Source organism: Vibrio metschnikovii CIP 69.14 (genome assembly GCF_000176155.1).
Taxonomy (GTDB): Bacteria; Pseudomonadota; Gammaproteobacteria; order Enterobacterales; family Vibrionaceae; genus Vibrio; species Vibrio metschnikovii.
In genome coordinates this window covers 46,847-62,768 of record NZ_ACZO01000002.1, presented here as the reverse complement: position 1 = coordinate 62,768, position 15,922 = coordinate 46,847, and the positions used below count along the sequence as shown (strand labels likewise).

The 15,922-nt window shown below is 45.4% G+C and carries 15 protein-coding genes; 2 read left to right on the top strand and 13 right to left on the bottom strand.

What is annotated here, in order from left to right:
- Positions 1-60: 60 nt before the first annotated feature.
- From VIB_RS00335 to VIB_RS00325, 3 genes are read right to left on the bottom strand one after another with little or no spacing between them, the layout of a single operon-like run.
- A complete protein-coding gene (locus VIB_RS00335) occupies positions 61-549 on the bottom strand; it encodes a DUF2489 domain-containing protein (protein ID WP_004393911.1) in 489 nt (162 codons plus the stop codon).
- 9 nt (positions 550-558) lie between these two features.
- Complete coding sequence (gene yihI / locus VIB_RS00330; RefSeq protein WP_004393910.1) at positions 559-1,131, bottom strand: Der GTPase-activating protein YihI; 573 nt, start codon at positions 1,129-1,131, stop codon at positions 559-561.
- Positions 1,131-1,769, bottom strand: a complete 639-nt coding sequence (locus VIB_RS00325) for a class I SAM-dependent methyltransferase (protein WP_004393908.1) — start codon at positions 1,767-1,769, stop codon at positions 1,131-1,133. The genes yihI and VIB_RS00325 overlap by 1 nt, the downstream gene beginning before the upstream one ends.
- Before the next feature lie 414 nt (positions 1,770-2,183).
- Here VIB_RS00325 and yihA point away from each other — a divergent pair, with 414 nt between their 5' ends.
- Complete coding sequence (gene yihA / locus VIB_RS00320) at positions 2,184-2,840, top strand: ribosome biogenesis GTP-binding protein YihA/YsxC (protein WP_004393907.1); 657 nt, start codon at positions 2,184-2,186, stop codon at positions 2,838-2,840.
- Between the two features lie 440 nt (positions 2,841-3,280).
- On the opposite strand, the gene spfP is transcribed toward yihA, so the two are convergent.
- From spfP to hemB, 5 genes are all read right to left on the bottom strand, one after another.
- Positions 3,281-3,328: a small protein SpfP gene (spfP, locus tag VIB_RS18375; protein ID WP_438356636.1), complete on the bottom strand. Its 48-nt coding sequence runs from the start codon at positions 3,326-3,328 to the stop codon at positions 3,281-3,283.
- A 67-nt stretch (positions 3,329-3,395) separates the two neighbouring features.
- Positions 3,396-4,316 (bottom strand): IS5 family transposase, encoded by a 921-nt coding sequence (locus tag VIB_RS00315; protein ID WP_004393905.1) that lies wholly within the window; start codon positions 4,314-4,316, stop codon positions 3,396-3,398.
- A gap of 241 nt (positions 4,317-4,557) precedes the next feature.
- Positions 4,558-5,868 (bottom strand): group II intron reverse transcriptase/maturase, encoded by a 1,311-nt coding sequence (gene ltrA / locus VIB_RS00310; protein WP_000381813.1) that lies wholly within the window; start codon positions 5,866-5,868, stop codon positions 4,558-4,560.
- A gap of 605 nt (positions 5,869-6,473) precedes the next feature.
- Complete coding sequence (gene polA, locus VIB_RS00300) at positions 6,474-9,269, bottom strand: DNA polymerase I (protein WP_040903579.1); 2,796 nt, start codon at positions 9,267-9,269, stop codon at positions 6,474-6,476.
- 753 nt (positions 9,270-10,022) lie between these two features.
- Positions 10,023-11,078 carry a porphobilinogen synthase gene (gene hemB / locus VIB_RS00295; RefSeq protein ID WP_004393903.1) on the bottom strand — a complete coding sequence of 352 codons (1,056 nt, stop codon included), beginning with the start codon at positions 11,076-11,078 and terminating at the stop codon, positions 10,023-10,025.
- Positions 11,079-11,311: 233 nt separating this feature from the next.
- Here hemB and VIB_RS00290 point away from each other — a divergent pair, with 233 nt between their 5' ends.
- Positions 11,312-12,073, top strand: coding sequence for a TatD family hydrolase (locus tag VIB_RS00290; RefSeq protein WP_004393902.1), 762 nt, complete (start codon positions 11,312-11,314; stop codon positions 12,071-12,073).
- 32 nt (positions 12,074-12,105) lie between these two features.
- On the opposite strand, the gene tatC is transcribed toward VIB_RS00290, so the two are convergent.
- The 5 genes from tatC to VIB_RS00265 all read right to left on the bottom strand — a co-directional run bounded on the left by tatC (position 12,106) and on the right by VIB_RS00265 (position 15,919).
- Positions 12,106-12,849 (bottom strand): twin-arginine translocase subunit TatC, encoded by a 744-nt coding sequence (tatC, locus tag VIB_RS00285; RefSeq protein WP_004393901.1) that lies wholly within the window; start codon positions 12,847-12,849, stop codon positions 12,106-12,108.
- Positions 12,850-12,985: 136 nt separating this feature from the next.
- On the bottom strand, positions 12,986-13,387 hold the full coding sequence (gene tatB / locus VIB_RS00280) for a Sec-independent protein translocase protein TatB (RefSeq protein ID WP_004393900.1): 402 nt from the start codon (positions 13,385-13,387) through the stop codon (positions 12,986-12,988).
- A gap of 3 nt (positions 13,388-13,390) precedes the next feature.
- Complete coding sequence (tatA, locus tag VIB_RS00275) at positions 13,391-13,630, bottom strand: Sec-independent protein translocase subunit TatA (RefSeq protein ID WP_004393899.1); 240 nt, start codon at positions 13,628-13,630, stop codon at positions 13,391-13,393.
- A 55-nt stretch (positions 13,631-13,685) separates the two neighbouring features.
- Positions 13,686-15,317 carry a ubiquinone biosynthesis regulatory protein kinase UbiB gene (gene ubiB, locus VIB_RS00270; protein ID WP_004393898.1) on the bottom strand — a complete coding sequence of 544 codons (1,632 nt, stop codon included), beginning with the start codon at positions 15,315-15,317 and terminating at the stop codon, positions 13,686-13,688.
- Entirely contained in the window at positions 15,314-15,919 is a 606-nt protein-coding gene (locus VIB_RS00265; protein ID WP_004393897.1) for a ubiquinone biosynthesis accessory factor UbiJ, read from the bottom strand. Before VIB_RS00265 ends, ubiB begins: the two co-directional genes overlap by 4 nt.
- Between the last annotated feature and the right edge of the window lie 3 nt (positions 15,920-15,922).

The window sequence follows — 15,922 nt, the reverse complement described above, 5'->3', positions numbered from 1 at the left end:
GAGGTATAACGCGACAAGCGTACACCATCGAAAGCATTCACTGAAAACCGGATGAATAGATTAAACGAATTGAATAGGAATTTGTTGATTCAACGGCCGAATACGCTGTTGTAAGGCTTTTAGCTCAACAACAATCGCATCATTAAGACGCACTTCTGCTTTCTGACGCGTCAGGTTATGGCGCATTCTTTCTTGCTTTGGCATCGCTTGTCGAGCGTCGCCACGAGGCATATCTTTAACAATGTGGTACAGCTCAGCGGTGGCTGGATAGTCACGATCAAAGTCTACCCGTTGTTCACCCTGCACATAATCCATAATGCAGTAAACTCGAATGGCGATTTCTGATAAATCACACTGACCTTGAATACCGGCCAAACAGAGTGTATTCACACTATCAAAAATATTGGCGTTACGTTTTTCTATTGCCAGTGTTTGATGTTGCTGCTGTAACTGAGTTTGTTTTTTCACTTGCAATAACAAGTAAACGGCATAGCTTGCCAAACCAAGAATGATCAGTCCACCAACCATCACCAACAAAAGCGTATTCATACCATTGCCCTACTGTTTGTATCCATCCACATCTAGATTTTCAAATTGCGCCAACAACTCATCATCGGATTGAACTTTACGTACCTTAGATTGAGTAGCTTGTGGGATAGAAAAATCATCTTCAAGCTCATCGTCTTGATCAGCAGCATCATCGAACAACCCAAGTTGCTTCATCAATACTTCGATGCGATCGAGTTTTTCGTCGACGTATTTTTGTAAACCCGCACCCAGATTTTCACCACTATCAATTCTATCGAGCAAAACGTTCAACTGAGCATCATTTTCCAGCATCGCTAACTCTTGTTCAGCATCTAAACGGCGCTGCTGCTTACTGGCTTTTTTACCCGTTTCCACGATCAATGGAATTTTTTTCTTGCTTCCCAAGCGCGGATCGCGAGCTTGCTCAGCAGTACGTTGACTTTGCTCACCGCCATCGGAATGGCGACTACCACTTTTCAGTCCTTTGCGTTTTTTCAATTTTTTGCGCTCACGGCTTTCTACATCAGCCTCACTACGATTACGTTTACGAGCAACAATCAGTTCACCGTTAAAGCCGGTTTTTGCTTTCTTTGTACGAGACATTACTGGGGTTTCCTCAGTAAAATTACATCATTTCCGATAAATTCAAGTTCGAGCTTATCCCGCTCGGCCAGAAACTGAAAGGTATCACGACTAAAAAAACTCACATGAGTAAGATCATTTTTATAGTGCCATCCAGCAAACGCATCCACGTTTTTCACTAGTTTGGTCATGATACCAATCCAGCCTCCTGGCTTAACTAAATTCAGCCATTGCTGCCAAATACGGTGAGGATCATGTAAATGCTCAATCACTTCACTGGCAGTCATAAAATCATAGTCCCTTTGTAGGACTTCTTGCTGTCGATAATAAAAGAAGTCATACAATGCGACGTCGTGTCCAGCTTCTTCAAGCATGACCGACAAGGTCGGGCCTGGGCCACAGCCAAAATCCAATCCCTTCGATTGAGGATCAAGTCTCTCAAGCATTGGCTGAGAAAGACGCGATAAAAAACGGCGATAGCCCAGATCGTTGGGATTATTGTCGTGCAAATCGTAGAAACTTTTCTCACGTTCAGCGCTCAATCGATCAACCGGAGGCACAAAGACCAATCGACAAACCGAACACTCTCTATAAGCACGATGATTATCGGCAAAATAAGCGTGGGTTTGAACGCTGTGGCACAAAGGACAAGTATGCATTGTCGCCTCCTGATTGGGGGATGCGCAACATACCAGAAACTGGCGATAGTGTGGAGCCTCTTTGTTCAAAAACAGAGCAATTATTGTAAAAAGATCATCAATCCATTCATCACACGACAAAAAGGCCCGACCGCCGCGAATAAGCGATGCGCCATGCTTAACCTAAAAATCAACAACGGCTCTTCATCGCCCAGCGAAGAAGACAACATCCTTGGCGAGGTAACTCATTAATATAAAAAACTAAAACGTAATTTAAGACGAGCGGATGACTTTCTTCCCATCCGCTTGTTGATAATTGTCCAGCTTACCCAAGCACTCATGGTACAATCATCGGTCTTGTACCGAGTACGATTCTTCGACTAAGTTTTTATAAAAGCAATCAATCGACTACGCAAAGTCGAGATGGAGTTAACATTGAGCGTAAAAATTCACTATCAAAACACGCATTTCATTACCAGTGCGCCAGACATTCGCCATCTTCCCGCCGATGACGGTATCGAAATTGCGTTTGCCGGACGTTCAAATGCTGGCAAATCAAGCGCTCTCAATCGCTTAACCAACCAAAAAAGCTTGGCGAAAACCAGTAAAACCCCTGGAAGAACTCAGTTAATTAATCTATTTAAAGTCACCGATGGTTGCCATATCGTTGATTTACCGGGTTATGGCTTTGCACAAGTACCATTAGAAATGAAAAAGAAGTGGCAAAAATCACTGGGTGAGTATCTGCAACAGCGCTCTAGCCTAAAAGGCTTGGTGGTGTTAATGGATATCCGCCATCCAATGAAAGATCTCGACCAGCAATTGGTCTTGTGGGCGGTTGAATGTGCCATTCCGGTGCAAGTGCTACTGACGAAAGCGGACAAATTGAAAAGTGGTGCCCGTAAAGCCCAGCTCAACAAGATCAGAGAAGAGTCATTATCGTTCGGTGGTGATGTCAGTGTCGATGTGTACTCGTCGCTAAACGGTTTAGGGGTTGATACCTTACGCAGTAAACTCGATAGTTGGTTTATGCCAGAAGTATTGCGTCGTACCGAGCAACCGTTATCAACCGACGAGCCACCTGTCGCTTAGTCATCATTCGTTTGTTGATTTATCTCCAAGCAATAAAAATCCCCACCATCCTGGTGGGGCAACGGGAGAGAAATAGGAAGTCATTATTGTTATAGCGCTAGCATTCCTCAATCCCGCAAAAATTACAAGACGCTACCACCGACAATCTTGCTTCAACACCACAAAACATATCGCCATTTTTAATTTATTAATCAATAAATTAAATCAAAAAAACCACCATCCTATAGACTTGATTTTTCGCTAAAAAGAATCGAAAGTGTGAATGACGTTTAATGACAATATTGATCAAAAACCATCGTCAATCAGCTTTACATTGACGGGCCACTTAGCCGAAATCATCGACCAGATTTCAGCCACGAAGATCGATGATACGCTAGATAAAAAGATGGGAAGCGCACAATAAAAAACGCCCCAGTCAATAATCGACTGGGGCGGCTGAATCAGCCTAATCCAATAACGTGAAACAAAAGGTCTGAAAGATAGAACATCTTACCTCTGTACCGGCTTTGTTGCTTAATTCAGAGAAAAGGCATACCAGCCCATAATGCTTCATTTTTAAACAACATACTGAGTTTCAGGCATACCTAGCCCCGTAAGCTTGTTCAGCGCTTTGATCATTGCGTAAGTCTCGCCAACCTGAGCGTTGTAATTTCTTAGGCTTAATTTCCCACCTAACAACTGTTTCACTCGATGCATGGCTGTCTCTGATAGAGAGCGCTTATGATAACCATACCGCTTTTTCCACTTTTTGTTTGAGCCGTAGAGCTTCTGACAACCTACCGCCAAATTGCGAGGATGTCCTTGCTCCCAGAAAGCTGCCCCTTCTCGTGGCGGGATGAGCGGAACTGCTCGCTTGATTCGTATAGCTTCATGGCAGCTTCTTGTGTCATAAGCTCCATCACCTGATACTTCAATGATTTTACGACGTGTCTGCTTAAGTAAGTTGGGAAGCACTTCAGCATCGGTTACGTTAGAGAAACTCAGTTCTGCTGCGACTATTTCGTGAGTGCTGGCATCTACTGCAATATGCAGTTTACGCCAAACTCTACGCTTCCCGTCAGTACCATGCTTCTTAACCTTCCATTCACCTTCGCCATAAACCTTGAGACCAGTGGAATCAATGGCTAGATGTTGTATCGCTCCTCTGGTTTTAGTTTTAAATGAAACATCAACTTCCTTAGCTCGACGACTTATGCAGGTGTAATGCGGACAAAATAGCGGGATATTAGCCAGTTTAAATACTGAGTCTATAAATCCTTGCAGCGCTCTCAATGGCATAGAGAATACTCGTTTCACCATTAATGCAGTCGTAATGGCTAAATCACTGAATTGGCGTGGTCTACCACGCTTGCCTTGTTTGCTTTGCTTCCACTCAGCTATCGCTTCCTCATCAACCCAAAAGGTCAGTGAACCACGATTAATTAAGGCTTTATTGTACTGCTTCCAGTTGGTTGTTTTGTAACGAGGTTTAGGCATTAGGCTACGACGATTAATGGATGTAGCCGATCAGATCGTAGCTTCTTGATTTAGTTCCATCGATTTAAGCAACAAAGCCCTCTGTACCCTACGGAATTAAATCTACAGCAACTGGTCATAAATGAAAATAGTTTTTGTAGTTTTTTTTCATTAAAATTTTATTAAAATACATAAATACTTGAAAATCACTCAATTTTTTTCGATTAATCGAGTAGGAGGCGGGATCACTCCCGCCGTCCTCTCACACCACCGTACAAGCGTGGATCGCATACGGCGGTTCCGAATAGATTTTCAATGTTTCATACCCTTCCAACAATGAGTATAACCCCAACTCTTCCAACCGTTTGTTGGGTAAAGCCTGATTGACTTGGGGCGTCCGTGAGAGTTTCCACCATCCTTTATCTGAACCTGCGACTTTCCATGCATTAGGTTTGGCGACTCCTAAACTAATCAGCCACATCGCTATGCTGTATTTCCGCTTTTTCTGTTTTAGACGGTAGCACCGCAGTCGGCGTCTTATCCAACTGTCTAGGTGACTCATCGATGACGGCCTTAAGCCCAGTTTAAAGTAGTTCTGCCAACCTCGTAGATACGTCGATAGTTCCTTGATGATTGCCGGGAACGTTCGTCCTCTATTTCGTTTGGTGACTTGTCGCACTCGTTTCTTCATTTGATGCATGGCGTCATCACTGATACCTATCACACCATCATCGTTGAAGCGGTGTCCCAAGTAGCTACGCTCACTCACTCTGGTCGCCGCACTTTTCTCACGGTTTACCCGTAATTTAAGCGTCTGCTCCAAGAACTCCGTAACCGAGGTTTTCACCCGTTGCGCTGCTGCTTCACTACCTACGTAGATTTGGCAATCGTCTGCGTATCGGCAGAACTTATGACCTCTACGTTCTAACTCTTTATCAAGCTCATCCAATACGATATTAGAGAGCAGCGGCGACAGAGGACCTCCTTGTGGGGTTCCTCTTTGTCTTCGCTCTATCACTCCATTTCGCATCAGACCACTTTGTAGATATTTCCTGATCAGTTTCAGCACCCGTTTATCCGCGATATCTTGAGACAGCCGATACATCAGTCTGTCGTGATTGACGGTATCGAAGTACTTCTCCAGATCTATATCGACTACATATCCCCGCCCTTCTCGAATGTATTCACTCGCTTTCGACAAAGCATGATGAGCACTCCTTCTTGGTCTGAACCCGAAGCTGCTCTTTGAGAACTTCGGCTCATACAACTGTGTCAGGAGCTGTGCCATCGCTTGTTGTACGATGCGATCCTGAACGGTTGGGATACCCAGTTGGCGTACTCCACCTTTTGGCTTGGGGATTTCTACACCCAGAACGGGAGACGGTTGGTAACTTCCATCCAGTAAAGACTGGCGAAGTTGCTGCCCATTATCCAACTGGCGAAGCTTTTCCAAGGTCGCTGTGATCGTCAGTCTATCTACCCCACCGCACCCCTTGTTGCGCTTCACCTGTTTGGTCGCAGCGTTTAAATTACCCGGACTGAACATCTGTTCGAGTAATCGAGTGGTGTCCATCAAGACTCGTCCTTCTTTCTATGCCAAATCAGCTTGTTACGCTTCGTTTCCGTCAGTTCCACTTTTGGCTTCACCAATCGGAACGTAGAGATGGGTCGCATCGTTACTGTTACTCCACTGATTTGAATATCTGGCGACTGCTTCTTGACCTATTCAGTTCCGGCCTTCCCTTAAGTTGTACTTCCTCAAGGTACTATGCCTTCTGCTGACTCCTTATTACCCATCAGCATCCATCACTGGCTGCTTAGTTTCGTCCGAAACAGATAATAAGATCTCCCGAGGTAAGACGTTGTTCTTTCTCGTGGTCATGCCTGATTTACTGCATCGCACTTCTCGTCGAGTCGTTGGGCTATTCTATCTATTGCTAGGTTACCCAAGTCGACACAGCCTACTATCAGATTTCTGTTCGTCATCACCACGTTTTGCCATTTGCTTCCTTCAGATTTCACCTCACGATGAACACCCTTGCATAGGCTAACGGTTCCCGCTCGACTGAGCCCGTAGAGGACTTTCACCTCCTAGATCAACGCCATGCTCGGCGCACAAAAAAAGCCAGCGATAAGACGCTGGCTAGAATAATTGATTGATTTTATGCTAAATCGACGTTAATGGGCTTCATCCCAGTTATTTCCATGGCCAGCATCAGCCACTAACGGCACGTTAAGTTGGGCAGCAGATTCCATCAATTCTTGTACTTTACTTTCAATTTCGGATAAAGCTGACTCTTGTACTTCAAAAACCAGTTCATCGTGTACTTGCATTAACAATTTTACGCGTCCTTGCCCCTCTGTCTCGATCCAATTATCCACTAATAACATCGCTTTTTTAATGATATCAGCAGCAGTGCCTTGCATCGGTGCATTGATCGCCGCCCGCTCAGCGGCTTTACGACGCATGCCATTCCGTGATTGAATTTCAGGTAAATGCAAACGACGACCAAAGAGCGTTTCCACATACCCTTGCTCTGCCGCCATACTGCGCGTCTCTTCCATATAACGCAGCACACCCGGATAACGTTCAAAATATTTGTCCATGTAATGCTGTGCTTCAGAACGCGGAATACCGAGTTGCTTAGCAAGACCAAAGGCGCTCATGCCATAAATAAGGCCAAAGTTGACCGCTTTGGCGCGGCGACGCTGCTCACTGGTTACCTGATCAATACTCACGCCAATGATTTCTGCTGCCGTCGCGGTATGGATATCCTTGCCTTGCTGGAAAGCGTCCAGTAACGCAGGATCGCCAGACAAATGAGCCATGATTCGTAACTCAATCTGTGAATAGTCGACCGCCATGATTTTCCATCCCGATGGCGCAATAAAAGCCTGACGAATACGGCGTCCTTCTTGATTGCGGATCGGAATATTTTGTAAATTAGGATCCGTCGATGATAAACGTCCTGTCGCCGTCACCGCTTGATGATAAGAAGTGTGCACCCTACCAGTCGTTGGGTTGATCATCTTTGGTAGCTTGTCTGTGTAGGTCGACTTTAATTTAGCCAATCCACGGTATTCAAGGATCACCGCTGGTAACGGATAATCTAACGCCAATTCTTGCAGCACTTCTTCGTTGGTCGATGGGGTACCTGATGGCGTTTTTTTCACCACAGGTAACTTCATCTGCTCAAACAAAATCGTTTGTAATTGCTTTGGTGAACTTAAATTAAATTCTTGATCAGCCAGCTCATAGGCTTTGCGCTCTAGCTCAACCAAGCGCTGGGCAATTTCTTGAGATTGAATCGCCAGTAATTGATCGTCAATCAATACGCCAGTACGCTCCATGCGTGATAACACCGGCACTAATGGCACCTCAATATCACGATAAACACCGAATAGCGGCGCATCCGCCTCAAGCAAGGCTTGTAAACGATGGTGTAGCCTTAGTGTCACATCAGCATCTTCCGCGGCGTATGGCGCAGCCTGTTCAAGATCGATTTGATTGAAGGTCAGTTGATTTTTTCCCTTACCAGCCACTTGCTCAAAAGAAATGCAGCTATGTTGTAAAAAGCGTAGCGCTAAGCTATCCATATCCTGCTTACCACCGACGCTGTTATAGACATAAGAAGCCAGCATCGTATCATGAGCAATGCCACGCATCGTTATCCCATAACGCGCCACAACACTGGCGTCGTATTTCAGATTTTGACCAACTTTAGCCAATTGAGGATTTTCTAATAACGGTTTTAGCTGCGCCAGTACCCAATCACGGTCCAGTTGCTGAGGCGCATCAAGATAGTCATGCCCAACGGGCACATACGCCGCCTCTCCTTCTGCCACGGCGAACGAGAGACCCACCAAATTAGCGACCATATAATCGAGACTGTCTGTTTCCGTATCAAACGCAAACACTTCGGCTTGTTTGAGCTTGGCTAACCATATCGCAAAACTCTGTTCATCAAGGATCGTTTGGTACTGACTGCGATCAATCGTTACCGCTGAGTGCTCACTCATCACCGTGTGCGCTTGGCCAGAGGCCACTTCTCGCTGGGTGATAGGCTCACGGGCTTCGACGACGCCATTACCGCCGTCTAATAGTTCCGTTAACCAAGATTTAAACGCCATTTTCCCATACAGCGCAATTAAGGCGTCGCAGTCGGGAGTGGTTTTCAATAAAGACTGCGGCGTGTGATCCAATTCGACATCGAGCTTAATCGTGGCTAACTGATAAGATAACCAAGCATTGTCACGATTTTCTTCCAGCTTCTTCGCCATGGTTTTTGAACCACGGAAGCCTAACTCAGCAATTTTATCTAAATTGGCATATAACGCCTCAAGGCCACCAATCCCTTGTAACAAGGCGGTGGCGGTTTTATCACCCACACCGGGGACGCCAGGAATGTTATCGACTTTATCGCCCATCAAAGCGAGATAATCGATGATCAACTCAGGCGGAATACCAAATTTTTCAATCACCCCTTCGCGATCCATGACGACATTGGTCATGGTGTTAATCAAAGTGACATGATCGTTGACTAATTGCGCCATATCTTTATCGCCGGTACTGATCAGCACTGGCATTCCCGCTTGCGATGCTTGCGCCGCTAAGGTGCCGATCACATCATCCGCTTCCACACCTTCAATCGAAATCAGCGGTAAACCCATTGCACGAATAATCTGATGCAAAGGTTCAATTTGACACCTTAGGTCATCCGGCATCGGAGGGCGATGAGCTTTATACTGATCGTACATGTCATCACGAAAGGTTTTACCCTTCGCATCGAAAATCACGGCCATGCGCTCTGAAGCAAATTGACGCATCATGGCACGCAACATATTGACGACCCCATACACCGCATTGGTCGGGATCTCACCATTGGTCATGGTGCCTGGATAGGCGTGAAACGCGCGGTATAAATAAGAGGAGCCATCGATCAAAATGAGGGGGTTATCAGGGATACGAGCCATAGTTTTGCTATCCGATCAGAAACAATAAGCGCCTAGGATGCCATGACTGCTGCTTGGTTTCCATGCTGATCAAGCTGACTCGTTGCCTAAGCGTGCACCGAGATCGGTTCTGCTCACCCTTCATCTGTGGATAAGTCTGTTCATAGATTTTATCCACACCTCCATTACTCTCTTTTTACTACTGCCAATCAAAATAAAAGTGACTGATATTTAAGGGTTTTAATCTAGATCGACAAAGACAACAATGATCCTTTAACGATCATCCATTGTGGAAAAGATACTTGCTGTCCTTTTGCTCACGCTGAGATCCCGCTCGAAATTAGCTGATTACAATTGCAACAGTCTCACCCAATCTTGCTGACGTCATTGAGTAAAATCTACTCATATGACAGATTGACTTGCCGAACTCATAGCATAAAAAAAGCGACACCCGAAGATGTCGCCTAGCCGTATGCTGGTGAAGCTAATGGTAAAATCAACTCCCCAAAAAGCTAAATATTACACTGGAAGCAATGTGAGCAATGTCGTGTCAAAAAGAATCTGTGTTACCCAATAACCTCTGCTTATCCGCTAGCAATAGATAAAGCTAACATAATCAGCAGGTCTGTTGTTGAACTCGACTTATCCCCTAAGACAAGGTTAATAATAATCGTTCTCATCTTAATGTCAACACTCAAATGAGAAAAAATCTCATTTGTTGATCTAACCCACTTTTATTGTGGGGTGGTTTTTATTGTGAGTGTGAGGTAGCTTTTATTTTGAGGTAGTTTTCTGACGCAAATGCTTCGCCGCTTGAGCGTGATCATCGGCTAACCATTCGGCGACTTGTTTAGCAAAATAGGTCAAAATACCGTCGGCTCCAGCACGCTTAAAGCACAATAGTGACTCCATAACGGTTTCACGTTCTTTAAGCCAACCATTTAAGATCGCCGCTTTATGCATCGCATATTCACCCGATACTTGATAAGCAAAAGTGGGAACTTGCAACTCGCTTTTAACTCGGCGCACCACATCAAGATAGGGCATACCGGGCTTAACCATCACCATATCCGCGCCTTCGTTAATATCCATCGCGACTTCATGCAATGCTTCATCGCTATTCGCCGGGTCCATCTGATAGTTTTTCTTATTGCCCCCTTTGAGATTACTTGCCGAGCCGACCGCATCACGAAACGGTCCATAGTAACAAGACGCATATTTCGCCGAATAAGCCATGATCTGAGTATGAATATGCCCCGCCTCTTCAAGTGCTTGACGAATTTTACCGATTCGCCCATCCATCATGTCTGATGGTGCGACAACATCCGCGCCGGCTTGAGCATGGGACAACGCCTGCTTAATCAACACCTCGGTCGTTGCTTCGTTGAGCACATAGCCACTTTCATCAATGATTCCATCTTGGCCATGCGTGGTAAAAGGATCTAAAGCCACGTCGGTAATCACGCCCATTTGAGGGACATGCGCTTTCAGTAATTTGACTGCACGCTGCACTAATCCATCCGGATTATAGGCTTCTGCAGCATCGAGACTTTTTGCATCTGGAGTCACGACCGGAAACAGGGCGATGGCTGGAATTCCTAATTGCGCTAAATATTGCGCTTCTTCTAACATCAAATCGATAGATAGCCGTTCAACACCGGGCATCGATTCTACCGCTTCACGACGATCTTTACCCATTAAGATAAACATCGGATAGATCAAGTCATTCACCGAGACACTGTGCTCTGCGACTAAGCGACGACTAAAATCATGTTTGCGTAAACGGCGTAAACGACGGCCAGGGAACTGACCTTGGATTGATACAGACACTCGACTCTCCTTAGTTGTCGAACCGCACAGCAGTGATAGGACCACCCGCGGTCGTGATTGGAACGTGTAGTCGTGAAATCATATCACTCTAATAACTTGGCGCTAGGATCAATCCAAGAAAAGGCGAAAAATGATCTCCGTGGCCCACTCGCGTATACTGCTTCTTTATCGAATATCATCCCGCAGACGATAGTTCGGAAGCGTCAACAGCCACTAACCATAAAGAGATTACGATGATTGATACCCATGCCCATGTTTACGCCAGTGAATTTGATCACGATCGCGAGCAAGTGATACAACGCGCGATTGAACAAGGTATTGAGCACATTTTGTTACCCAATATCGATCTCGACTCTATCGCTCCTATGCTCGCTACCGAAGCGGCTTACCCTGATTTGTGCCGATCGATGATGGGCCTGCATCCTTGCTATGTAAACGCCGACGTCAAACAAACGCTCGAGCAGATAGAATACTGGTTTACGCAACGCGAGTTTATTGCCGTAGGTGAAATCGGCATTGATTTGTACTGGGACAAAACCTATCAAGCCGAACAAGAGATGGCATTCATTACCCAACTGAACTGGGCAAAAAGTCTTAACTTACCGGTCGTCATTCATACTCGTGATTCCATCGATCAAACCTTAGCCCTACTCAAGCAAGAGCAAAATGGTCAATTACGCGGTGTTTTCCATTGTTTTGGCGGAACGGTTGAACAAGCCAAAGCGATCAATGATCTTGGCTTTCACTTAGGTTTAGGGGGAGTATCAACGTTTAAAAATGGCGGAATGGATAAAGTAATTCCGGCGCTCGATTTGAACTATCTGGTATTAGAAACCGATTGTCCTTACCTTGCGCCAGTGCCGCATCGCGGTAAACGAAATGAGCCAGCGTACACTCGATTAGTCGCAGAGCGAATTGCAGAGTTACGCGGCCTAAGCACTGAGTACGTCGACCAATTCACCACTAACAATGCTAAAGCCTTATTTAAGTTATAACCAACGACGACCAAGGCATCGCGATATCGCGATTACTCTTGCGCCTCACGCGGCTCTCGCTGGCCGTAAAAGCGCGCAAAAAACAGCCCTACTTCAAATAACAAGCACATAGGTATGGCTAATAGGGTTTGAGAAATAATATCCGGTGGCGTGAGTAGCATGCCAATCACAAAAGCGGCGACCACAATATAGGGCCGCTTTTGACCAAGCGCTTTCGGTGTTGTCGCGCCAGTCCAACACAGCAAAATAATCGCCACGGGAACCTCAAACGCAATACCAAACGCCAAAAAGAGCGACAACACAAAGTCTAAATAACTAGCGATATCGGTAGCAAATTGTACGCCCCCCAGCGAAATAGCAGTAAAAAAGCCAAACACTAACGGAAACACCACAAAGTAAGCAAAGGCAACACCACAATAAAACAGCAAAGAACTGGAAACCAACAGTGGAAAAATCAACCGACGCTCATGTTTGTACAAACCAGGGGCAACAAACGCCCAGACTTGATACAAGATATACGGCACCGATAAAAAGATAGCGACAATTAACGTCAGTTTCAGGGGCGTAAAAAATGGCGAAGCGACATCAGTAGCAATCATCGTCGCACCAGCAGGCAAACGCTCAACCAAAGGCCGCGAAACAAACTCGTAAATCGTATTTGAAAAATAAATCAAACCAATAAAAACGACGATCACCGCCGCAATACTGCGTAATAAACGGTCACGTAATTCAAGTAAATGGGCGATGAGCGGCTGGGTTTGTTCAGCGGATGACATAACAACCTCGGTTAATATGGAGTACAAGTAATCAGTATCAGCTGATGACGGTTTCATCACAGAAAGAGACTATCGCTGTCGTGGCGCGATACTACGCCAACTCAATCACCGTTTTTATAAAGCCGAACCGTTCGGCTTACTCTGGCGCTTTGTTGGGTGTTTTTTTCGTCACAGCTAAGTCTGCTGTCGGGTTTGTTGGTTTCAGCGCAGAAACCGAGTCTGGCTCGACAATGTTCTCAGCATTAGCACCATAAGAACGCTGCACATCCTGTGCTGCTTTTTTTAGTGTATCGACCGATTCTTGTAGCTCTGGCGATAAATTTTTCATCCCCATTTGCTCAGCTTTACGTAATTGCTCTTGCAGTTCCTGCACTTTTAGCTCTTGGGCTAACTCTTCTTTGACGCTATTTGCCATCCCTTTGGCAGTAGCAACAAACTTAGCCACACTGCGTATTGCATGAGGTAAACGCTCTGGGCCCAGCACAACCAGTGCAACCACCGAGATCAATACCAGCTCCCAAAAACCGATATCAAACACAGCTTACACCTTCTCTTGGTCTTTTTTGGCTTCCGCCGTACTTTCCGTTTTCTGCTGCTGTAGATTTTTCTGCTCAAAATCGGCATCTTTTTTCGTCGGGTCTTCTTCTTCAGCCATCGCCTTTTTGAAGCCTTTCACCGCACTGCCTAAGTCACTGCCTATGCCACGTAGTTTCTTAGTGCCAAATAATAAAACAACGATCACCGCAATAATAAGCAGTTGCCAAATACTGATACCACCCATTTTCTCTACCTCGGGTTATGTGTTACACAATGATGAATTCTTCAGTGAATCCAAGTTATCGACGATACGCTCGCCAGCTTAACCACCAGCTAATTGCACCCGCCATCACCGCTCCCAGCGCTAATGAAGGGTAGTCGGTTAATAATAAAGCAGAGCATACGACTAAAGTGGCGCCAACACCAAATAAAAACTGCCCGGTCGATTGCTGCCGCTTCGATGTACAGTAGCCTTGATAAAACTGCTCCATACGCAGATTGAGGTTTTTCCCCTGTTTTAAGCTGTCATAGAGTAGCTCGGGTAACTCTGGGAGTTTCTCTGCCCAAAATGGCGCTTTCTCTTTGACCGCGTTAATCACCGCCTGAGGACCAACCTGATTACGCATCCATTTTTCTAAAAAGGGTTTTGCGGTCTGCCATAAATCTAATTGCGGATAAAGCTGACGACCTAATCCCTCAACGTACAACAACGTTTTTTGCAGTAATACCAGTTGGGGCTGCACTTCCATTTCAAACCGTCTGGCGGTATTAAACAGGTTCAATAACACGTGACCAAACGATATTTCACACAAAGGCTTGGCAAAAATCGGCTCACAAACAATGCGAATCGCGACTTCAAACTCATCGATATTGGTATCGTAGGGCACCCATCCTGAGTCAACATGCAACTGTGCCACTTTACGGTAATCACGATTAAAAAATGCTAAAAAATTCTCTGCCAAATAACGCTTATCTTCAGCATTCAACGTGCCGACGATCCCGCAATCTAAACCAATCCATTGCGGATTTTCTGGATGTTCAGGATTAACAAATACGTTACCCGGATGCATATCCGCATGGAAAAAACTATCGCGAAATACTTGGGTAAAAAACACCGTCACTCCACGCTCGGCCAACAGTTTCATATTGGTACCGTTGGCTTTTAACCCTGCCAAATCTGACACTTGAATACCATAAATTCGTTCAGAGACCATGACCGTTTTATTGCTAAAATCGGTGATGATTTCTGGTACGTACAGTTCTTCGCTGTTTTCAAAATTACGACGCAGTTGGATTGCATTGGCGGCTTCTCGTCGTAGATCCAGTTCATCGAGTAAGGTTTTTTCATACTCACGTACCACTTCAACCGGTTTTAAACGACGTGCTTCTGGCGTCATTTTGGCAATAATACGCGCTAAGCGGTACATCAGTTTTAGATCCGCATCAATAACGGGGCGAATATCGGGACGGATCACTTTCAAGACAATATCGCGACCATTAGATTTGAGTTTCGCGGTATGCACTTGGGCAATGGACGCCGAAGCTAAAGGCTCAATATCAAACTCATCAAACCAAGTATCTAATGGCCCGCCGAGCGCTTGCTCCATATGTTGCTGCGCTAAAGCACCATCAAACGGAGCAACTTTGTCTTGTAACATCGCCAATTGATCAGCGATATGCGGTGGGAATAAATCTCGTCGAGTTGACATCATCTGGCCAAATTTAATCCACACTGGACCAAGTTCTTGTAACGCAAGGCGCAGCCGTTCACCCAGTGGCTTATCGGAATGTTGATTACGAATCCAAAACAACATTTTACGTGCCAGTAATGGCGCTTTGCTTAATTGGTGTTGTGGGATCAGCTCATCTAAACCATATTCAAGCTGAACTTTGATGATGCGATATAAACGCTTAACTTCTGCAGGAGTCATACTTTTCCCAGTAACTGATGCAATTTGGCTTCTAAACGAGCGGCATGGCTTTTTACTTCATCCACTTGATCACAAAAATCCGCGATTTCGAGTGGCGGAGGAGCAATACGCCACTCTTCAGTAAGGACTTGGGCGACATAATGTTGCTGTTTGGCAAAATGGCTGGTCACTTGCTGATGCACATCCTTAATGCCTTGCACCACAGTATGAGCGACCACATCGCCAGTAATACGTGATAACCACTCTTCAAGATCGGGCTTACAATCCGTCAATAATTGAGCAAACTTTTGTGCTAGCTGAATATCGCCTTGTAACACCAGTTTGTCTTGTTTAATCAGTTGCGTGATATTGGCCTGCTCACGCAACTCAGGCAAAATAGTCAATGATAACGACAAGTAGCAATCGGGCTGAGCTTCATAAGCACCAAGCACATCAATTTGCTGACTGAATACAAAGGTAAAGGTTTGATCGATCTCTTTAATATGCAGCTGTATCACTTGCCCTTTCAAACGAGTAAGTCGACGGTGCAGTTGTGGATCATCCTCAATTAAGGTATTGAGCGTGGTTTCCATCACCGCAGTGATCAAAGATTGAAACGGCATAAG